General features: G+C 51.5%; 21 protein-coding genes. 12 read left to right on the top strand and 9 right to left on the bottom strand.

All coding sequences use genetic code 11. The annotated features are described in order from the left end of the window. Nucleotides 1–72: 72 nt before the first annotated feature. From AC0YOB_RS27430 to AC0YOB_RS27420, 3 genes are all read right to left on the bottom strand, one after another. Entirely contained in the window at nt 73–900 is an 828-nt protein-coding gene (locus AC0YOB_RS27430) for a carbohydrate ABC transporter permease (protein WP_210038707.1), read from the bottom strand. Nucleotides 901–929: 29 nt separating this feature from the next. Then, nucleotides 930–1,889 (bottom strand): carbohydrate ABC transporter permease, encoded by a 960-nt coding sequence (locus tag AC0YOB_RS27425; RefSeq protein WP_475795471.1) that lies wholly within the window; start codon nt 1,887–1,889, stop codon nt 930–932. A 134-nt stretch (nt 1,890–2,023) separates the two neighbouring features. After that, the gene (locus AC0YOB_RS27420; RefSeq protein ID WP_475795470.1) at nt 2,024–3,277 is read right to left on the bottom strand and encodes an ABC transporter substrate-binding protein; all 1,254 of its coding nucleotides are present in this window, start codon (nt 3,275–3,277) and stop codon (nt 2,024–2,026) included. Nucleotides 3,278–3,529: 252 nt separating this feature from the next. Between AC0YOB_RS27420 and AC0YOB_RS27415 the strand changes: the two genes are divergently transcribed. Further along, entirely contained in the window at nt 3,530–4,315 is a 786-nt protein-coding gene (locus tag AC0YOB_RS27415; RefSeq protein WP_475795469.1) for an arylamine N-acetyltransferase family protein, read from the top strand. Nucleotides 4,316–4,661: 346 nt separating this feature from the next. Beyond that, nucleotides 4,662–5,558, top strand: coding sequence for an aldo/keto reductase (locus tag AC0YOB_RS27410; protein WP_475795468.1), 897 nt, complete (start codon nt 4,662–4,664; stop codon nt 5,556–5,558). A 143-nt stretch (nt 5,559–5,701) separates the two neighbouring features. Here the strand turns inward: AC0YOB_RS27410 and AC0YOB_RS27405 are convergent, their stop codons facing one another. The 5 genes from AC0YOB_RS27405 to AC0YOB_RS27385 all read right to left on the bottom strand — a co-directional run bounded on the left by AC0YOB_RS27405 (nt 5,702) and on the right by AC0YOB_RS27385 (nt 9,175). Next, complete coding sequence (locus AC0YOB_RS27405) at nt 5,702–6,124, bottom strand: DoxX family protein (protein WP_475795467.1); 423 nt, start codon at nt 6,122–6,124, stop codon at nt 5,702–5,704. 35 nt (nt 6,125–6,159) lie between these two features. Continuing rightward, complete coding sequence (locus AC0YOB_RS27400; protein WP_475795466.1) at nt 6,160–6,657, bottom strand: SRPBCC family protein; 498 nt, start codon at nt 6,655–6,657, stop codon at nt 6,160–6,162. Nucleotides 6,658–6,702: 45 nt separating this feature from the next. Further along, a complete protein-coding gene (locus AC0YOB_RS27395) occupies nt 6,703–7,038 on the bottom strand; it encodes an ArsR/SmtB family transcription factor (protein WP_475795465.1) in 336 nt (111 codons plus the stop codon). 317 nt (nt 7,039–7,355) lie between these two features. After that, entirely contained in the window at nt 7,356–8,054 is a 699-nt protein-coding gene (locus AC0YOB_RS27390; RefSeq protein WP_475795464.1) for an SDR family oxidoreductase, read from the bottom strand. A gap of 80 nt (nt 8,055–8,134) precedes the next feature. Further along, nucleotides 8,135–9,175, bottom strand: a complete 1,041-nt coding sequence (locus tag AC0YOB_RS27385) for a LacI family DNA-binding transcriptional regulator (RefSeq protein ID WP_210038714.1) — start codon at nt 9,173–9,175, stop codon at nt 8,135–8,137. 212 nt (nt 9,176–9,387) lie between these two features. Here AC0YOB_RS27385 and AC0YOB_RS27380 point away from each other — a divergent pair, with 212 nt between their 5' ends. After that, nucleotides 9,388–10,221: a sugar phosphate isomerase/epimerase family protein gene (locus AC0YOB_RS27380; protein ID WP_475795463.1), complete on the top strand. Its 834-nt coding sequence runs from the start codon at nt 9,388–9,390 to the stop codon at nt 10,219–10,221. Between the two features lie 123 nt (nt 10,222–10,344). Here AC0YOB_RS27380 and AC0YOB_RS27375 read toward each other — a convergent pair whose 3' ends face one another. Then, a complete protein-coding gene (locus AC0YOB_RS27375; RefSeq protein ID WP_475795525.1) occupies nt 10,345–10,878 on the bottom strand; it encodes a GrpB family protein in 534 nt (177 codons plus the stop codon). Nucleotides 10,879–11,076: 198 nt separating this feature from the next. Here AC0YOB_RS27375 and AC0YOB_RS27370 point away from each other — a divergent pair, with 198 nt between their 5' ends. From AC0YOB_RS27370 to AC0YOB_RS27330, 9 genes are all read left to right on the top strand, one after another. Further along, nucleotides 11,077–11,364, top strand: coding sequence for a DUF6509 family protein (locus tag AC0YOB_RS27370; protein ID WP_210038717.1), 288 nt, complete (start codon nt 11,077–11,079; stop codon nt 11,362–11,364). A gap of 144 nt (nt 11,365–11,508) precedes the next feature. Then, nucleotides 11,509–12,432, top strand: a complete 924-nt coding sequence (locus AC0YOB_RS27365; RefSeq protein WP_475795462.1) for a S66 peptidase family protein — start codon at nt 11,509–11,511, stop codon at nt 12,430–12,432. Between the two features lie 94 nt (nt 12,433–12,526). Next, nucleotides 12,527–13,543, top strand: coding sequence for an LLM class flavin-dependent oxidoreductase (locus tag AC0YOB_RS27360; protein WP_475795461.1), 1,017 nt, complete (start codon nt 12,527–12,529; stop codon nt 13,541–13,543). A 228-nt stretch (nt 13,544–13,771) separates the two neighbouring features. Next, entirely contained in the window at nt 13,772–15,583 is a 1,812-nt protein-coding gene (locus AC0YOB_RS27355; RefSeq protein ID WP_475795460.1) for a sensor histidine kinase, read from the top strand. Then, on the top strand, nt 15,580–16,734 hold the full coding sequence (locus tag AC0YOB_RS27350) for a response regulator (protein ID WP_475795459.1): 1,155 nt from the start codon (nt 15,580–15,582) through the stop codon (nt 16,732–16,734). The genes AC0YOB_RS27355 and AC0YOB_RS27350 overlap by 4 nt, the downstream gene beginning before the upstream one ends. A gap of 47 nt (nt 16,735–16,781) precedes the next feature. Continuing rightward, nucleotides 16,782–17,627, top strand: coding sequence for a helix-turn-helix domain-containing protein (locus AC0YOB_RS27345; RefSeq protein ID WP_475795458.1), 846 nt, complete (start codon nt 16,782–16,784; stop codon nt 17,625–17,627). Between the two features lie 123 nt (nt 17,628–17,750). Continuing rightward, entirely contained in the window at nt 17,751–18,725 is a 975-nt protein-coding gene (locus AC0YOB_RS27340) for an ABC transporter substrate-binding protein (protein ID WP_475795457.1), read from the top strand. Between the two features lie 153 nt (nt 18,726–18,878). Next, complete coding sequence (locus tag AC0YOB_RS27335; protein ID WP_475795456.1) at nt 18,879–19,970, top strand: PdaC/SigV domain-containing protein; 1,092 nt, start codon at nt 18,879–18,881, stop codon at nt 19,968–19,970. Between the two features lie 205 nt (nt 19,971–20,175). Beyond that, complete coding sequence (locus AC0YOB_RS27330; RefSeq protein WP_475795455.1) at nt 20,176–20,523, top strand: VOC family protein; 348 nt, start codon at nt 20,176–20,178, stop codon at nt 20,521–20,523. The last annotated feature ends 228 nt before the right edge of the window (nt 20,524–20,751 follow it).

Raw genomic sequence — 20,751 nt, 5'->3', positions numbered from 1 at the left:
ACGATTGACGTGGGAAAGAAGGTGCTTTTTCGTTATCGTTCAAGCCTGCAGACAAAGCCCGGCAGGTCCGGGTCAGCTTTTGATGGCGCCTGCGGCGATATCGGATATAAACTGCTTGCTGATAAACAGAAACAGCAGAATCAGCGGCAGCACCGCAAGCAGCGTACCTGCGATAACCATGGAGTAATCGGTCATATAGATCCCGTTCAAGGACGAGAGGGCAATCTGAAGCGTGAATTTGCTCTCGTCGGTGATGATAATGAGCGGCCAGAGATAGTCATTCCATACGCCGATAAACGTGAACGCGCCGAGAAAGGATAATGCGGGACGCAGAATCGGCAGGGACAGATTCCAATACAGGCGGAAGAATCCGCAGCCGTCAATCCGTCCGGCATCCAGCAGCTCCGACGGAATGGATTCCTCGGCATACTGCCTGATCCAGAAAATCCCGAAGGCATTCACCATGCCGGGAATAATAAGCGCCTTGAAGGATCCCACCCATCCGAACTTGGCCATAATGACGAAGGATGGAACGAGCGACAGCTGGGCAGGCGCCATCATGGTGGCCAGCAGCAGGATAAACAGCCACTTTTTGCCCGGAAAATGATATTTGGCAAACGTGATGCCGGCCAGCGAATCGAAGAACAATACCAGCACCGTACAGACAGAGGCGACGAACAGTGTATTCAGAAAAGCGCCAAAAAAATCAATATTGGCCATAACCCGCGATATATTGTCAAACAGCTCGCCGCCGAACCATAATTTCGGAGGATAGCTGTATATTTCAGCTGTCGTGCGTGTGGACATCACCAGTAGCCAGTAGAAAGGAAAGATTGAAACGATTAATCCTGCAATCAGTCCCAGATGCAGCAGAGTCGATTTCCATTTTGCTGTTGGCATATGCCATCACCCCATTTATCATATAATCGTCAATTATTGGCCGACTTGCCCTGAACCAGCTTCCAGTTCACGATCGAGAACAACGCGATCAGCACGAACATTCCCCAGCCCACTGCGGCCCCATAGCCAAAGTAGTTGTTGATGAAGGCCTCGCGGTACAAATACAGCACGATGGTAAGCCCGCCGCCGCTCACGCCGCCGTCATTGCCGACGAGCACCTGGGACTCTGTAAAGATCTGCATGCCGCCGATGGTCGAGGTTATGACAGTGAACAGAATAATCGGCCGCAGAATGGGAACCGTAATCCGGAAGAAGGACTGGACGCCAGAGGCGCCGTCAATTTTGGCTGCCTCATACAGCACGGTTGGAATGCTTTGCAATCCGGCCAGATAAATGACGGCATTATAGCCGACCCAGCGCCAGACTACCATCAGGGAAACTGCCAGCTGAATCCCCCATGTCTCGTTCAGCCATTCCACGGAATGAAGGCCGAACAGGGAGAGAATGTAGTTCAACAGGCCATAATTGTTGGAGAACAGGGTGCTGAAAATAATCGCTACCGCTACCAGCGACGTTACGTTCGGCAGAAAATAACCGATCCGGAAGAACGTGCGGAATTTTACGAATGACGCATTCAGCAGGAAAGCGACGACAAGCGCCGAGAACAGCATCGGTATGGTGGAATACACCCAGATGAGCAGGGTATTGCCCACGGCTTTCCAGAATTCCGGGTCCGACAGCATGAACCGGTAATTGTTCAGGCCGTTGAAGGTCATCTCCCCGATTCCGTCCCATCGTTGAAACGACAGATACATGGAGAAGGCAATCGGGAACAGCCCGAATATGGCAAACAACAGGTAAAATGGCGAAATGGCTAAATATTCTTTGCGGTGCTTCCATATTTCCGAGGCGAGTCCGCGTTTGGGTTCCCGCACCCTTGCAGGCAGGGCAGGCTTCGTCGATGCTTGCAGTCTGGTTGGTTCGGCCATAAGCTTAACCTCCTTATAGTAGATGGCGTACCGCCATTTCATTTTGGCTGCTTTCAACCTTTGCGGGCGGCATGGCCTCGACGCTGTAATGCCACAAATGGGCGGCATTGGCTGAAGCGGCCGGCTTGGTGCCTTTACCGCAGCAGCTCCTTTTTAACCCGGGCCAATGCAGCCTTCCATGCTTCATCGGGGTTCTTCCCCTGAAGCGCAACGGACTGCAGCTGGCGGCTTACGATCCCGTTAAGATTGGCGTATTTCGAGCCGAAGTAAGCAGGCTTGACATTCCTTGCCGATTCAGTAAAGATTTCACCGGTCGCCTGTCCCCCGAAGAAATCTTCTTTCTTCAGCAGCTCCTTCGCATCAAGCGCCTTGACAGCCGATGGAAACAGGTTGACATCGGTGAAGGATTTCACCTGATTCTCGGGATTCTGCAGCCATTTGATAACCTCGAAGGCTTCCTTCGGATGCTTGCTTGTTCTCATGATGGACAGGAAGGAGCCGCCATTGTTGCCGTCTCCGCCTGGCGCCCGCGCCACCCGCCATTTGCCGGCCGTGTCGGGTGCGGCTTGCATCAGAACTTCCTTGTTCCAGACCGCGCCGACAAAGGAAGCGATTTTACCGTTGTTCATGGCTGCGTTCCACTCGGAGGTGCTGCCGTTGGCATTGGCCAGGAGTCCCATTTGGGATGCCTTCACAGCAAGATCCCAGGCTTTCTTCATGGAAGAAGAGGAATCTTCCCCGATGAAGGTCTCATCCTTGTTGAAGTAGATCTTATCGCTCTGGGCGTTCACCTGGGTATAGATGCTGCCGATATTATCCGTAAGCTTGACGTCATCTCCCAGCGCAGACTGGAGCTTCTCGCCCGCCGCGAAATATTCCTCCCAGGTTCCGAGCGCATCGCTGACCTCCTTGGGGTCGCTGGGCAGTCCGGCCTTCTCGAACAGATCGGCGCGGTAAAATAAAGCTGTAGGCCCCGTATCGATAGGAAGCGCTATCATTTTTCCTTCAGGCGAAACCCCGAGCTGCCATTTCCAATCCAGATAATCCGGCTCAATTTCTTTGGCTCCGAGATCATACAAATTATAGAAACGGTCCGAATTCGGGAACATTTCCGTCACCCAGTCATTGAAAGCGACGATATCAGGTCCGCCTGATCCGGCGGCAAGCGTTGTTTTCAGCTTGGATTTGAAATCGCCGCCGATTTTTTGCGCATTGATCTGCAGTGTCGGGAATTGTGTCTCAAGGGAAGCAATGAGCTTATCATCCAGGCCGCGGTTCCAGTACCACAGTGTAAGCGTTGTCTTTTCAGTTGAAGAATTTCCAGCGGAACACCCGCACACTGTCAGGACTATAATGAATAATAATAAGGCAATCCGTTTTTTTGCCACTAACGCCGCCCCCTTTTTTGTTTGTACATACTTTTGTATGCTCCTAAAAGTAAAAAGTACGAAAAAGCTATACTTCCTTATGTAATAAACAAAGATAACACGATTGAAACGAATTATTATATGGAAGTTAATTACATACGAAAAGGATTGGAAGCGATCCAATTGCCTGTTCATGTGGTATAGTAATATCAGGAAACACACCGGATCAGCCCATTGTGGCGAACCGCAACTACTGGCGAAGGAGTTCATGCGATGACGACCAACCAAGCCCCTCTTCATCCTGAAGTAACCGCTTACCTGAAGCGGATCGGCTATGAAGGCAATCTTGACGGAAGCGCCGCGGCGCTGGCCGAACTGCAGGAGCGGCATCTTCATGCGGTCCCCTATGAGAATCTTGATATTTTGAAGCGAATTCCGCTGTCGCTGGAAATCCCGGCGCTCCACGACAAAATCGTTGTGCGCCGTCGGGGCGGATACTGCTTCGAGCTCAATGCGCTGTTCGGCTGGCTGCTGCGGGAGCTGGGATATCCGGTTACCGACCTGTTCGCGCGGTTCTGGCGCGATGAGACCGATGCCCCGCCCAAACGGCGCCATCATGTGCTGAAGGTGGAGGCGGAAGGCATCTCCTACCTGTGCGATGTCGGCGTCGGGGGCATCGTGCCGCGCCGTCCCATCCAAATGCAGGAGCTGCTGGAGCAGCCGCAAGGAGAAGAAAGCTATCGTCTGGAGCAGGATGCCTACTATGGCTGGGTGCTCTGCGAATGGAAGCGGGGCGGGTGGAGCTGGCTGTATTCATTTACCGAAGAGCCGCAGCTGCCCAAGGATTTTATTATGGCAACCTACTGGTGCGAGAACGCCCCGGATTCTATTTTCACGAGGAACGCCATGGTGGCGATGCGCACCCGCGAGGGGCGAAACACGATCGCAGGGCAGGAATTCCGTATCTTTACTGCGGATGGGGTTCATGCTTTTACGCCAGCTTCGGAAGACGATTATAATGAGGCGCTGCTTACGTATTTCGGAATTGCCGCTCCTTAGCAGGGAAGGCCGCTCAGGCGGTCTTTTTGACCTTATAGAATTTATAAGTTTTCACGCCTATAAATTTCTATAAGGTATGAGGCAAGAAACTAACGATGCCGCCAAAGGACGGCGAAGCCGTTTCTTCTTACACCTTATAGAATGCGTAAGTTTCACATTTGTCCATTTCTATGAGGTCTGAGGGAAGAAGTATACTCTGCCGCCAAAGGACGGCGGAGCCGGTTCTTCTTGTTACACTGGGCTTCAGGACGGGTAATCCAGGTTATGAATTGCTGCTGTAACAAGTCAACCAAGGGTAATGATTCTTGTGAATTCTGGGAATTTGGGAAAGCGAGGCATGGACGATATGGAGAAACGACAGTATGGACGTACCGGAATGAATGTGAGCATCCTGGGCTTTGGAGGAGCGGAGATCGGCTTTCAGGGCATTACCGGGGAACAGGCGGACAAGCTGCTTGGAAGCGCGCTGGATGCTGGCCTGAATCTGATCGATACCGCGGAATGCTATGCGATCAGCGAGGAATTGATCGGCAAGACGGTGGGTCACCGCCGTGATGATTATTATCTGTTTACCAAATGCGGGCATTCGTCCGGTATTGACTTGCCCGACTGGGACCCCGCCCTGCTGGAGCAAAGCATTGACCGCAGCCTGAGCAGGCTGCAGACGGACTATGTCGATGTCATTCATCTCCACAGCTGCTCGGAAGATATCCTGCGGCAAGGCGATGTGATCGATGTGTTGAAGCGGGCCAAGGAGAAGGGGAAAACCCGGTTTATCGGGTACAGCGGGGACTCTTCGGCCGCGCTGTACGCGGTGCAAAGCGGGGCGTTTGACTCACTGGAGACATCGATCAGCATCGCGGATCAGGAAGCGATCGAGCTGACCTTGCCGGAAGCGGCCAAGCGGGGCATGGGCGTTGTCGTGAAACGTCCGATTGCCAATGCGGCCTGGAAAACAGGCAAGCTGCCGGAAGATGAATATCCGCGCGAATATTGGAGGCGGCTGCAGGAATTGAACTACGATTTCCTGGACGGCGGCCTGAGTGAATCGGTGGGAACGGCCCTGCGCTTCACGCTGTCCATTCCCGGCGTTCATGCCGCAATTGTCGGCACGGCCAACCCCGGGCGGTGGCTGGAGAATGCCAAGCTGCTTGAGAATGGGCTTCTTCCCCGGCAGCAGTACGAGGCCATTCGTACGCGCTGGAAGGAAATTGCCGGAGCGGATTGGGTAGGCCAGGGTTAAACCGGAAGATGGCTGCCGGAGCTGATTGGTAAGCCAGGGTTAAACCGGATTAAGCATGCCGAACCGTGCTTTATCATCCGTAAACAGCCAGTGCACGCCGACTTGAATAACGGTGCGCACTGGCTGTTTGGTTTTTATTTTCTTCAGACCTGAATTTGGGCATTTTCAGAAGAATAAGCGGAATGGGAACGAATCGAAGCTGCTGCTTTTGATCTTTTGTGATAGAACACATAAGAACCGGCTATGAACAGGAATCCGATAATGACGGGCAACCAGCTGCCTGCAGGGTCGCCCACGGCCATGCTGGAATACATGGCCCCTGCCAGATCAAATACCAACCCGGCATAAGCCCATTCCTTGATTCGCGGAAATCCGGGAATCAGGATGGCTGCGACACCCAGCAGCTTGGCGATTCCGAGAAAGGGCAGCAGGTAGTGGGGATAGCCCAGATGATCGAATAATTCAACGGCATCGGGGACGGACATGATGTCAGGAATGGATCCAACAAGCATTAAGGCTGCCAAAGGGCCGGTAAAAATCCAATAGATCAATGTATTTCTTTTCATATTAAATTCATTCCTTTCTGGTTTTAAGTTCACAATTACACAAGTTTTGCCAATTGCTCCTCGAAGCGATCCAGCGTTTGTTTGGCCCCTTCAACAGCTCCGTATTCTTTTACCACAGTATCCAGCTCTTCTGCCGACTTGAAGAGGGACCGCATGGTCAGACGGGTCTTATTGCCCTGCTCGGCGAAAGTCACCGTGACGCGAAATTGCTCGTCATCTCCATCGCCGCCATGGGAATAGACGAGGCGCTCTGGTCTGACAACCTCAATATAAGTAATTTTATTATCGTAATCGACCCCGTCGGGGCCATGCATAATATAGCTCCATACGCCGCCTGGTCTTATGTCAATGGCTTGAATCGTGATTGTGAAGCCCGCCGGTCCCCACCAGAGAGGCAGATGTTCGGGATCCGTCCATGTATTAAAAACCAGCTCGCGAGGTGCATGAAAGATACGATTGACAATAAGCTCCCGACCTTCTACTGATGCTTGAAAATGGCTTGCTGAATGGTTTGCTGCATGGTTTGCTGACATAATTCCATTCCTCCAATTTTGTTGGGTAATAAACTTCCTGCAGGACTACTGCATATCGCCATGTATCACATCCTTTCTTTGCAGGTCCTTCAAGTAATCGTCCGCACGGGCAAATCTCTCGTCCAGGACGTGACGGTAGGACTCCAGCCATATTTCAAACTCCCTGAACGGTTCGGGCCGCAGCTTGTAGAACCGCCGGTTGGCTGCAGCATGCGCCTCGACAATCCCGGCGTCACAGAGAACACGGAGATGCTTGGAGGCTTGCGGCTGGCTCAGGCCGTGCCGGCTGGAAATGTCCCCTACCGAAAGAGGGCCGCTGCGCAGGAGCTCGACAATATGCAGCCGGTTTGGTTCGGCCAGGGCAATAAAGCTTGAATTCATGAGTTGAATATACCTCAATAGGAATATTCCTGTCAAGGAATATTATAAACTTATTTTGGTGCGTCTTTGCATCAGGATTGATGGCTGGTTTTCGTTCCATAAAAAAAACCGCCTCCTTAAGGGAGACGGCGGATGGAATGAATATTAGGGATATGGCATTTGAATGCTTTACCTCCGGTGCTTTGGGCAGGCAGGGTTATTTCCTGACAACCGTACATCTCGGAGAGATGCGCATAAAGTTCTGCATTCCTCGAAAGATGGGCATACAAGCGTGCGCAGCCTCAGAAGAACCATTCAATGAATGGTCGCCCGCGCCTTTAAATAGGCATTTCTTTACCGGAGAAATCAACGAAATTGAAGCGGCTCTCCGGAACGATTTTGCGTTCGATCTGATCCACGATGCCGCGTGCGCTGTTGCCCGGATCGTTCGGGGCCGATGCTCCGCCCATATCCGTCCGCATCCAGCCGGGGTGGATGCTGAGCACGTGAATGCCGCGGCCTTTCACATAGGAAAGCAGCTGCTGCGAGAACATATTCAGCGCGGTTTTGGAAATCGCATAAGGATAATCGCCCGGATAGGCATTCGTGATGCTGCCCGCTTCCGAGGAAATATTAATAATCGCAGCATCCTTCTCCGTCAAGAGCGGCAGGAAATGCTTGACTACACGCATCGGACCGTAAAGATTGATCTCAAATGTATTCACCACATCGTCCATATCCAGGCTCTCAATTTGCGTGTTGCGGGCTACCAGAATCGCCGCGTTATTGACGATCGCTCCAAGCATCCTGCCCTCCTGCTGCATCCGGGCAGCAAGCGCTGCGATGCCTGCTTCGTCGGTTACATCCAGCTCGGCGACGGTAAGCCGTTCTCCGTACTTGGCGGCAAGTGCCGACAGCTTGTCATTTTCCTGACCGGGGCTTCGCACTCCTGCTATTACGGCATGTCCCCGCTCCAGCGCTTCGGCGGCAATCTCGTAGCCCAATCCACGATTGGCGCCTGTTATAAGCAAATTCATTGTTATATCCTCCTTCGAATGGTTGGTAAGCATACAGGTCTGAATGATAGACGAACGCGTGTTTATGGAATTGAAAAAATTCACACCCTCCGGCATGAATCCCGGACTACAAGGCTGCATTCGAGTGTGATTTGTTTCACATCGTCGGTTGGCTGCTCGATCTTGCCGATGAGGATGGAGGTCAGCTGCTTCAGCATGTCGCTGAAATCGACCCTGATCGTCGTAAGCGGCGGATGATGCTTCTCACTAAGCGCATGATCATCGAAGCCAATGACGGATATATCCTCCGGCACCTGCAGTCCATGCTCCTTCAATGCCCGGATCGCTCCGAAAGCTACGCTGTCGTTGGCCGCTATGATGGCTGTCGGCCGTTCCCCATTCTTGCGGAGAAAGGAATAAATCGCCTCATATCCGCTTTCTTCATGAAAGCTGCCATCCAGCACCCAATCCTGATTGACTTGCAAACCGCATAGCTGCATGGCTTTCAGGAAGCCCTCGTATTTTGTAGGGCCTGATAGACGGTTCATATCGCCATTAATAACGCCAATCCTGGTATGCCCGAGTCCTGTCAAATAAGCGACTGCCTGCTTCATGCCGGAATCATTGTTGAAATTGGCGACTATCCGGTTGGATTGGGGAATTTCCGGATGCTGCTGATCCACAACGCCGACGATGAAGCCTTCGGCAATAAGCTCTTCGATGAATGGCTCACGATTGGCGGCGCCAATGAAGATCCCCCCGTCAATCCGGCGCTGGAAGAAGATCTCCTTCACATTTCTGACCGTTTCCTGATCGCTTGCGTCACGAATGATATGCGTCAGCACGTAATAACCGTAAGCGGAGACATCTTCAATGACACTTACGATCATCCTGTTCACCAGCATGTCGCTTGATACATGCCCAGGCGCAATCAGGAACAGCCCGATGGTGCGCGCGCGTTTGCCGGCAAGCACCTGAGCGGAAGCATTGGGGAAATAATTATACTGCTGGATCACTTTCATGACTTTCTCACGCGTCTTCGGCGGAACGTTGGCGTAATTGTTGATGACTCTGCTGACCGTGCTTCTGGATACGCCAGCCAAACGGGCGATCTCGACGCTGTTTATATCCGCCTTTTTCACAATGTCCTTCAGCCTCTTTCGTAAACACGTGTTTATGGGTCAATCATACACAATATTTGAAATCGCTGTCAATCTATTAAACCCCTCAACTGTCCATTTTGCGGCGGTGCTGCAAAACCGGACTTGTATAAACGCGTGTCTATGATATACTGTCCGCAACATACAGTATTTCCTGCTTGCGACAATCGTATGAAAGAAAGGACGGGATTGTAATGAGGCTTGGAGGCCAGGTGTTTCTAGAAGACAAGAATCCGGAGAGTTGGTCAGCCGCACTGCGGCAAGCGGGGTTTCGCGCAACTACCTGCCCGATTAACGGGGAAGACGATATCGGCGAGCTCGAAGACTATCTAAAGGCGGCGAGAGAGCATGATATTCTGATCTCGGAGGTTGGCGCCTGGAGCAATCCGATCAGCCGGAACGAGGAAACAAGGCGAAGTGCCGTCGCCTACTGCATCAAGCGGCTGGAGCTCGCGGAGCGGATTGGCGCCCAATGTTGCGTCAATATCGCCGGTTCCCGCGGGGAACAATGGGATGGGCCGGATCCGGACAATTTCAGCGACGAGACCTTTGATCTCATTGTCGAGACGATACGCGGAATCATCGATGCGGTCAAGCCGGAGCATACCGTATTCGCATTGGAAATGATGCCGTGGGTATTCCCCGACTCTGCCGACACTTATCTTGCTCTGATCAAGGCGATTGACCGCAAAGGCTTTGGAGTCCACTTTGACCCCGTCAACATTGTCAGCAGTCCCCGGACCTACTACCGGAATGGCGAGATGATCCGTGACTTTTTTGCCAGGCTTGGGCCTTATATCCGTAATTGCCACGCCAAGGACATTCTGCTGCAGGGCAAGCTTACCGTTCATCTGGATGAGGTCATACCGGGCCGGGGGATGCTCGATTACCGGATATTCCTGAGCGAATTGAACAAGCTGCACCCAGATACCACCTTGATCATCGAGCATCTGTCTACCAATGAGGAATATCAGCAGGCCGCGGATTACATACGCAGGACCGCCTCGGAGCTGCATATCCCGTTGTGAGGTATACGTTATAGAAATGATAACCGGAATATTACCATGGAGCGAACAAGAGGGCCTGCCGCCGGCAGGCCCTCTTCATGCTGAGATATTTGTGCTGCAGCCGGAGGAATTCAGCGGTTTCCGCTACAGTTTCGGGAACAAATCATGGCCTTCGTTTTTTGCCAATTCGATAACCGAGTTAATGAAGGGTGCTTTTAACAATGTATACGTAGGTCTATCCTCGGCGTATAGAGCTGCGAGCTGCTTCTTAAGCCGGGCATATTCCTGAAGTTTCTCCGGGTTGCTTCTCAGGTAATTGCGAAACCGTATATTATTGCTCCATTCCTCGCTTTGCAGTTCATAAACATGCAGATGATGCGTACCCTTCCGCCATTCTCCCTTTCTAAAGAATCTCCGGTTTGGAAAGTCCGCTTTGGGAACATATTCGTAGCCTATTGCGCATAACGGCCCGATAAAGTCATCAGCTTCCGCCAATTTGCTTACTCCAACCGCAATATCCAAAATCGGCTTTGCCGGCAGCCCCTGAACGGAGGTGCTTCCTATATGCTCAATAACAATCGTCTTATCGTACAGCGCCGATTGCAGCCTTGCCTTCTCGTATTCGAACTGCTCCGCCCACTCTGATTGATAGTCGGCAATGATGACTTCCTCCGCCATTTTCATCCCCCTGAGCATCCTGAATATTGCGGAACTCATGCTTGCTGCCCGGACAAATCCGCATGGAGTATAATACCACAATGTTTATCGTGGGGCTTGTATGAACACGGCATTTTTTGGGCATAACGTGAAAACTGCATCTTTTTCCGTCCAGTGTAAGGTATAATAAGATCCAGATGTGCCAGAGAGGATGATCAGATGTTTAAGGTTACGGAATATAGTGCGGATTTGGTGAAGGATCCATTCGGAATATTGACTGGAAAGCGTTATGAGTTTGTGCTGGATCTGGATGTGCCGGAGGAAGACGAGCTGCACTCCGATAAAGGCGTCTATATAAAGCTCATTTACATCGTGGACGAGAACCGCGAGGGTATTCTCAAGTATGAACTGCATGAGAGAACATCCGATCTGATACTCGATTTCGAGATGGAAGAAGACGAAGAAGAAGCGATCGCCGCTTTCTGCAAAGAGCATTTGCCGGCCTGACCGGCCTTGGCAGTGCGAAGGAAGAGGGTATAGGGATGCAAGGGCCCTGTACGCCCTTCTTTTTTTTGCCCAATAACCGCATACCTGTTCCGCCTCCATTCATAATCTAATAGCAGAGGAAGTTTTGGATGGAGGTTTGGGAGAATGGCCATTAAACCGTTAGCTCTTCAGCGGGGGGATACGATCGGCATTGTAACGCTTGGAAGCCCGCTGGCTGCGGAGAGAATAAATGCCTGCATCGCCTATTTGCAGAGCATGGGGCTTCAAGTACTTCTGGGACGGTATGTTTATGCGGAGAACGGCTTTCTGGCAGGCTCGGATCAGCAGCGCGCGGAGGATTTGATGAGCATGTTCACCAATCCCAGGGTGAAGATGATTCTTCCTGTCAGAGGCGGAGTTGGCGTGGAGGGAATTCTGCCGTATCTGGATTATTCCGTGATCAAAGCGAATCCGAAGCTTATCAGCGGGTACAGCGACATTACCATTCTGCTGAACGTGTTATATCAGTATGCGGATATCGTAACCCTCCACAGCCTGCTGCTGCTTGACTTCAGGGCGAATACGCCGCCCTATAATTTCGAGCAGTTTTTTACTGCGACCTCATCTACTGCGGCTCCCCGTCTTCTGGTCAATCCGCCCGGTATGCCGCTGACGGGCAAGGTGCCGGGCAGTGCCACGGGACCGATCGTAGGAGGGAACATCACGTCCCTGATCGGTTCGCTTGGTACGCCGTACGAGATCGATACGACGGGGAAGATTTTCTTTATTGAAGAGACGCATGAGCCGATCAACAGGGTGTACCGTTATGTGGAGCAGCTGAAGCTTGCCGGAAAGTTCAGCGACGCCTCCGCTATCCTCATGGGTGAATGCAACGAATGCGCAGATGCCTACGGTGTTTCCTATGAGGACTTGATTAACGAGGTGATGGTGCCGCTGGGCAAACCGCTTATCACGAATCTGGCCTCCGGCCATGGACGCTACAAGGCCGCTGTCCCGATTGGAGTCGTGGCGAATCTTAACAGCCATACACAGACTGTCACGCTGCTGGAGCCGGTTATCCGGTATTGATGCTGCAATGGGGGCTGGCGTTTGCGATTGGCTGCGCCTTTCGTTATCATGAGTGTACGGGTTGTCATGATTACGAAATAAGCCAAAAGGTGTGATGAAAATGCGGTTAAGCGTATTGGATCAATCGCCGGTACCGGAGGGAAGCACCGCGGCGGAGGCTTTGAAGCAGACGGTCAGGCTGGCAGAGCTGGCAGAACGGCTGGGCTATCATCGATTCTGGGTATCGGAGCATCATAATACGGAAAGTCTGGCGCATTCGAGCCCGGAAGTATTCATCTCGCATATCGCAGCGAATACCTCGACGATTCGCGTAGGCTCGGGCGGCGTGATGCTGCCTCATTACAGCGCGTATAAAGTGGCGGAGAATTTCCGTCTTCTTGAAGCATTGTACCCGGGACGCATCGATATGGGGCTGGGACGCGCGCCAGGCGGCATGCCCATTGCCACAAGAGCGCTTCAGGAAGGTAATGCAGGCACGGTTGACCGTTATCCGCAGCAGATTGAAGATTTGCTGCATTATCTGAATGTCGCCAGCCACGTGAATCACCGGTTTCCCGGGTTGACGGCATCCCCTGCGATAAGCTCGGCGCCTGAAGTGTGGCTGCTTGGCTCGAGCGGGGATAGCGCCATGCTTGCCGCGGAGCGCGGCGTCTCATTCGCCTTTGCCCAGTTTATTAACGGGAGCGGCGGGGTCTCTTATGTAAGGGATTATAAGGAAACATTCACGCCTGCCCTCCCAGGCGGCAAGCCTCAGGCGATGGTGGCGATATTCGTCGTTTGCGCAAAAACCGACGAAGAAGCGCAGAGATTGGCGTCTAGCTTCGATTATCAATTTCTGCTGCTTGAACAGGGCCGGTTCAGCGCGGGGATTGCGCCTCCGGAGAAAGCGCTGGCTTATCCGTATTCCGAGGTGGAGAGAATGCGGGTGCGTGAGAACCGCAAGCGGGTGGTCGTCGGCTCCCCGGATACGGTGAAGGAGCAGCTGCTGCGCCTGGGACGGGAATATGATACCGAGGAAATTATGGTCGCGACCATCGTCCATGATTATGAAGCCAAGCGGATGTCGTTCAAGCTGCTGGCGGAGGCGTTTGAGCTGCCGGCTGCGGAGTAAATGATTGTGTGAAACGGAAGGCAGCTGTGATGCAGCTGTCTTTTTTTTGAAGCTTAAATAAGCTCATAAAATGAATGACCGAAAACCGCATAAAACAAGGATTTTTAGCACTCTCTGTCGAATTTGAACAGGGAAGAGTGCGGATTTCCGGATGAAACCTTGCGGTATAGGCTGTATGGACCGTCGCAGGGTTGATTAACCATGTAAGTGATGTAAGGAGCGGCTTTTGTGGACACAAGACAATGGATGTCGATATTGCTTTTTTTTGCAACGGCGCTGATGCTGTTCGTGTCGTTTCTGTCCTACCGGAAACGCCATCTGCAGGTTGCGCGAACGATGATTTACCTTATGCTGGGAGCGTCGTGTTACTCATTTGGCTACGCGTTCGAGATTTTGAGCACAAACCTGCGCGACGTGAAGCTTTCCCTCCAGTTCGAATATTTGGGCATACCGTTTGTCGCGACATTTTGGCTCCTGCTGGTCATTCAATTTACCGGCGCGGCAACCCGGCTCCGGAGACGATACGTATTATTGCTTTTTATCATCCCTTCAGCAACCTTCCTCATCCATTTGACCGATGACTGGCATCATTTCTTTTATAAAGGATACATACCGAGGGCGGATGAAGCCGTTCCCATGTACACCATGACTATGGGACCCTGGTATCGGGTGCACGGATTTTACAATTATGGCATCATGGTGTGCGGATTGCTGCTGTTTATCCCGATGTATCTGCGGTCTTTGCCTATTGTGCGGAAACAGATTATGGTCCTTATTCTGGGTGCGGCCGCCCCCTTGCTCTCTAATCTTGCCTATGTTTACAACAAGGGAGAAACAATTGATTTTACGCCGTTCGGATTTGCCGTTTCGGGGGTCGTTTACGTCTGGGGCATTTACCGGTTCAACTTGCTGCGCTTGATGCCGCTGGCGTTTGCCAAAGTATTCGATACAATCCGGGACGGCGTTATCTTGATGGATTATGAGGATGAAATCGTGAATTACAATCTCGCCGCCGAAGAGGTGTTTCCAGAGCTCGGCCGTGCAAAAGGCTATCATGCGAACGGTAAGGACGTTTTGTCGGCCTCCCCGGAGCTACTGGAGTGGATTTCCGCTGCAGACAGCGGGGATGAACGCTTCCCGTTTCGACGTCTGCGGGATAATCGGCCCAGGCATTATATTTGCAGCATGTCTTTTATTTATGATACCGGGAAGACCCCGATTGGCAAAATGCTGATGTTCAACGATATTACGGAGTGGATGGAGAATGAGGAGCGTCTGCGGGAAAATGCCCGCCAGCTGTCCCAGCTGAACACGTTCAAAGACAAGCTGTTCACCGTCGTGGCCCATGATATCCGCGATCCGATCGCGCTTCTTGTCAGCCTGACCGAGCTCTTGGGCGAGGAACCGCCGGATCCCGATATTGCGCATGCCGAAGTGTTCCAGGAAATCAGAAGGCAGGTAAGCAGCACCTTCCATCTTGTTGATAATTTGCTTGACTGGTACCGCAGCCAAAACGGGAGAGTCGTTTTTCATCCGGTGGTGTGGAATCTGAAGCAGGTTGTGCGGCAGAGCGTGGCGCTTGCCGGGACTAGGGCCGCCATGAAGCAAATTCAATTGACGGAGCTTGTGGATGAGCTATTGACGGTGAATGCCGACAAAGAGATGCTCGACCTTATTCTCCGGAATTTACTGTCGAATGCGATCAAATTTACCGGACTTGGCGGAAGGATCGAAATCGGAGCCTCTTTGGAAGAGGGTCTGGTTAAGGTTTACGTTAGGGACAACGGGTCGGGCATCGATGAGGAGACGTCAAGGCTGCTGCGGCAGGAAGAGCTGTTCTTCAAGGGTCCGGGCTTCGTGAGTGAAGGAGGAGAGATGAGATTCGGTCTGGTGCTGACCCGCGAATTTCTCCGCATTCATGGAGGCAGTCTCCAGTTTGACAGCATACCCGGAGAAGGAACGACCTTTATATTCACATTGCCTGGCTCCGCCGGCGGCACGGGAACGGTTAAGAACGATGAAACGGGGTTGGGCGCATGATGAAAGTAATATTGATTGATGATGATCCTGTGATGCATCTGATCTTGCGGAAGATGCTGGTCAAGTTTCCCGGAGTCCAGGTAGCGGGGGCTTTCAAGGATACACAGTCCGCAACCGCATTTCTGGGCGCCAACAACGACATCGGGCTGGCTTTCGTGGACATCTCCATGCCGGGCGAAAGCGGGATGGTGTTTGCCTCCAGGATGGAGGAGGCGGGCGGCAGGGTGCAGATCGTTTTTGTCACGTCGAGTAAAGAATTTGCCGTAATGGCCTATGAGCTGTCCGTGGTGGATTATCTGGTTAAGCCCGTTTCCCAGGAGCGGCTGGAACGGACGGTTAACCGCGCGCTGGCGGGCAGAGAATCCTTCCGTATGCCGCCGCTGGAGGATTCGGCTGACAAGGGAACAGGTGAAATTATCATTACGGCGCTGGGCGACTTCTCCATACAGAACGAATTGGGCCGCGTGAAATGGATTTCCAGCAAAAGCGCCGAGTTGTTCGCATACTTGCTGCTGCATCGGGGCAAACGGATTGCCCGTACCCGGCTGATTGGGGATATTTTCGGGGGCATGACCAGGGAAAGTGCTGAGAAATATTTGAATACGGCTGTCTATCAGCTGCGCAAGTCACTGGAGCCGCTTGGTTTGCGGGAGGTTGTACGTTCCGAGAATGATGGTTACGCGTTGGAATTAACCAACGCCGTTATCGACTACGAGGTGTTTGAACAGCGGGTGGGAAAGCCTGGGAGCATTGAGGCGGGCGACGTGGAAAGCGTGCTGCAGTTCGAAAGGCTGTACACAGGAGACTTGTTCGGCAATAAAGCCTATGTATGGGCGATATACGAGACGGAGCGCCTTGCCGAGCTGTATGCCTCCTTCGTAAAAAGGCTCTCCGGGTTGTTAATATCCCAGCGGAACAGGACTGCCGCTTCGAAGCTGCTGCTTAAGCTGCATGCCCGCAATCCGCTGGACGAATCGGTCGTAAGTCTGCTTATGAAGATACACGGACAGGAAGGAAACAAAAAAGGCTTGACCGCCCAGTATACCGATTACGTAAAGCTGCTCAACAGGGAGCTTGGCATTCGCCCGTCCAAGGAGTTGCTTATGCTGTATGACTCGCTTGTAAGCGATTCTTCCGACAACAAAAAATAAAGGAAATGCCAAAGGCATGAGAACAGGAAAGGAGGCTGCTGGCCGCAATGGAAGTGGATTTGAATGAACTGGCGGGCCAAATCGCCGGAGGACAGCTGTCCGTAGACGGTGTTTATCGAGTATTTTTACCGTCAGGCTCCTATCCTGCCCATACCCGTGAATACCCGACGCCCTTTTCCGGTTTTGTATTTGCGCTGCGGGGAAGAGGGACCTTCATCTTTGAAGGAAGGGAGGCCTATGAGCTGTTTCCTGGAAAGATCGTACATGGGGCGAGGAATATGGAGCTCTCGCTTGTCATTGACGAGCCCGGTCTGGAGTACTGCCTGATCCATTACACACTTGCCCGTGAAGCGGAAGCTGAAAGGCAGCGCTATGCGGACACCCATTATTCGCTTGATACCGGCGAGAATGCGATCATTGCTCAGCTGCTTCAGCTGCTGCACGAAGTATATGGCGTCCCCGGCCATATGTCGGCCGTTCGAATCAAAGAATTATTTTACAGTCTGCTCTATGAATCATTAACGGCAGCGCGCAATCAGCAGAACCGCGAGAGTGAAGAGCTGATCAGGCATGCGATCGACTATATACATAACCGTTACAGGGAGCCGATAACCTTAGCCAGCCTGGCGCAGCTGGAAGGGCTGGAGGTCAAGCAGTTCTCCTATTTATTCAATAAATACAGCGGGATGTTTCCCATCGATTATCTGATTCAGCACCGGATGAAAAGAGCCAGGCAGCTTCTGGCGCAAAGCAATTGCAGCATAAGCTCGATCGCGGAGAGCATCGGGTACAGTGACCCGCACTATTTCAGCCGTCTGTTCAAGAAGCATACCGGCAGCTCGCCGAGAGCCTTCCGGGCCGGTCTGGGTAATAATCCACATTTACTTGAGTAATTGTCTATTCCCCTCCTGCCTGTTTATGCTTATAATTTACATTGATAATGAATATCATTATCATAATATTGCAAGCTTAAGGCTTGAGGCTGGACAGACGATAAGGGTGGAGGAACAGATATCATGTCAGGATTACAGAAGAAAAGCAGGTTCCGGTTCCGGGCAGCTTGGCTGCTTGGAGCAGTGCTAATCACAATAGCGGGGTGCGGTGCTCCGAATGCCGACAAAGCCAATGACGGTCCGGCGGCAGAGCCGGCGCAGCAGGCTGCGGAATTCCCCAAGGTCATCAAGGATGCCAAGGGAGAAGTGGCGCTGGAGTCAAAGCCTGAAACCATTGCCGTGACCTATTTCCCTTACGCCGAGCATCTATTCGCCATCGGACAAGCCGATGCTGTCACGGGTGTGGCGGGGCTCAAATCGCTTCAGAATTTCCCGGTGTACAAGCCGTTCGTAAGCGACGGACGAATCGCCGATCTGGGGGACGAAGCGAATCTCGAGAAGATAATGGCTCTGAATCCGGATGTCATCATCACCTCGGATTATGAAGAGGCGATTTATGACAAGCTTGTCAAAATCGCTCCGACGATTGTGATTCCCGTTTCGGAGAAATGGGAGGATACAATCACGAAGGTGGCAGAAGTGATCGGCGAAGAAGAAGCGGCGCAGCAGTATATCGATTCGTACCATAAGAAGCTGGATGAGGTCGCGGCAAGGATGGAGCAGTTAGGGGAGAAGGGGAAGACGGCTGTGTTTATGATGACCTGGGGCAAAGGCTTCTATTATTACAGCGGCCCCAGAATGGAGCCCTATTATAAACAGCTTGGCTTCAAGGAGTTTGACGATATGGAGGATTACGGGGAGATTAGCCTGGAGGGCCTCAGCAAATGGAATCCCGATTATATCTTTCTCGGCCAGGACTTTACCAATGCCGCAGAGCTGACTGCCGACGAGCTTGCGAAGAATGCGGTGTGGAACAGTCTGGCCGCGGTGAAGAATAAGAAGATGTTCATCGTGGACACGGAAATCGTGGGTCCGCTCGCCATGGGGCAGTTCAAGGGATTGGAGTTCATGGATCAAATTATGAGCGGGAACAAATAGTTTGCGAAAGTATAAAAAACGGGAAGCTGATCAGCCTCCCGTTTTTTTGCTTTACGTTTGCAACCTTTCTTGAATCAACACCGTTTATTGGATGACGCATTTATTTGACTTACAGGTGGGCGATTGCCCGACACATGAAGGGATTGTTGACAATTGAAAAGAAATAATAAGAAAAAAAAGCTGCTTGCCCTGACTCTTGCAGCAGCATTTCTCGCATCTCCAGCAGCACTGTCAATTGCTGATCATGCGTCTGCCGCAGCTTCCAGTTCGAAATTCAAGATCACAGCACAGCCGTTTAACATAGAAGGAGCTAAAACGAGCATCGGTACGATCAATAAAGAGGGTTCGACCTACATTGCGCTGCGGAATTTTAATACGGCCTTGGGGCTGGTCACAAATTTTGATAAGAATACCCAGATAGCTAAAATTTCAGGTCATGACCGGCTGCTGGAGATTAATCTGAAAAACAATGCCATCACATTGAACAACCAACTGATTGCCGGACCTCAAGTGATTGTTCAGGATAATACGACTTACCTGCCGCTTCGCTTTCTGCTGGAGCGTATGGGTTATGATATTGCCTATGAGCAAAGCACAAAGCTAATTGGAATTCATGCCATTCAAGAGAATGATCTGCAAATTCAATCTGAAGTTATCGGTGCGGATGGAGATGGCAAGTCATTATCGGTTTACTATCCTGTGATCTCGGGTTATAGCAATGTGGAGGTCCAACAGAAAATTAATGCATTTTTGAAGCAGGAGGCCGACAAGCATGTTGCGGCTGGATCGAAGGAAATGGACCCGGTTGTAAAAGGAAACAATGAAATCCTGGCCGGTGATCCCAAGGCTGAGGTTCGGCAGCCAAGCCTCGACGGCCGGTATACCGTTACGTATAATGAGAAGGGCAGACTGAGCCTTTACGTGGATTATTATATCTATTCGGGGGGAGCACACGGGATTACTGCACGCGTGCCTTATACATTCGATCTGGCAACGGGCGATCTGCTCTCATTGAAGGATGTCATTGAAAAGAATGCAAATTATGTATCCGTCATTAACAATGAGATTAAAGAGCAAATTAAAAGCCGGAACTTATCGTTGATTGCTCCTTTTAAGACCATAGAGGCGAATCGCGATTATTTCCTCAACCGCAATGGGGTTGTTATTTACTTCACGCAATATGAATACACAGCATTTGCTGATGGAATGCCGGAGTTTGTTATTCCGTATTCGGCTTTTAAATAACTGTACTGAAAGAAGAATGCAGGCAGGTCTTAATCTGTCAACAACGTTTAATTAAGCGTTACAGCCGATCCTAATTAAATGGGGGTCGGCTTTCTTTTATAAGACGGATTGCATGAACTGCGACAGAATTTTGCACACCGGTTCAAGTGTGATAGCCATGGTATCGTTGTCCTGATTCAGGAAAAACAGATAAGAGGTGATAGTAATGCTGAGAATTGGTTCCATTGTGTGGGGGGTCTTGGATGTTCCTCGCGCTGTTCGATTCTGGATGGAGGCACTGGATTATCAACCTTTACGCGAGCCTTCCACGGATTGGGCGATTTTGATCCCAAAAGAGGGAACGGGTACCCGGATGGCCATTACGCAAGTATCGTCGGAAGCTAAGAGCCACCAGCGCCATCATCTGGATCTCTACGCCGCCGATCAACAAGCAGAAGTGGAACGGTTGCTTGCCCTCGGCGCTTCCCCTGTTAATTGGAACTATCCGGAAGGCGCAGACTATATCGTTTTAGCTGATCCTGATGGTAACAGGTTTTGTGTCGTACAGAAATAATTTAGGACTGCATCACTCTCTGTTGGGCAATCTTCTTGAACCGCCTTCAAAAGCCTTGTGAATATTCACCTCAATTAACTAAGGGCATCCAATTGGGCGCCCTTTATTTCTGCTCGATAGATTATACGTGAACCGCAGTATAAGCAATGGAAACAGGAGGATCGCCCGCATGTTGGCAAGGAGTATATTACGATTTGTTCTCCGCAACTTCTTTAATTGACCTGCTGA

The organism is Paenibacillus sp. JT31N17, from assembly GCF_056269255.1.
Note: the sequence above shows the minus strand (reverse complement) of the source record. Positions and strands in the feature narration are given on the sequence as shown.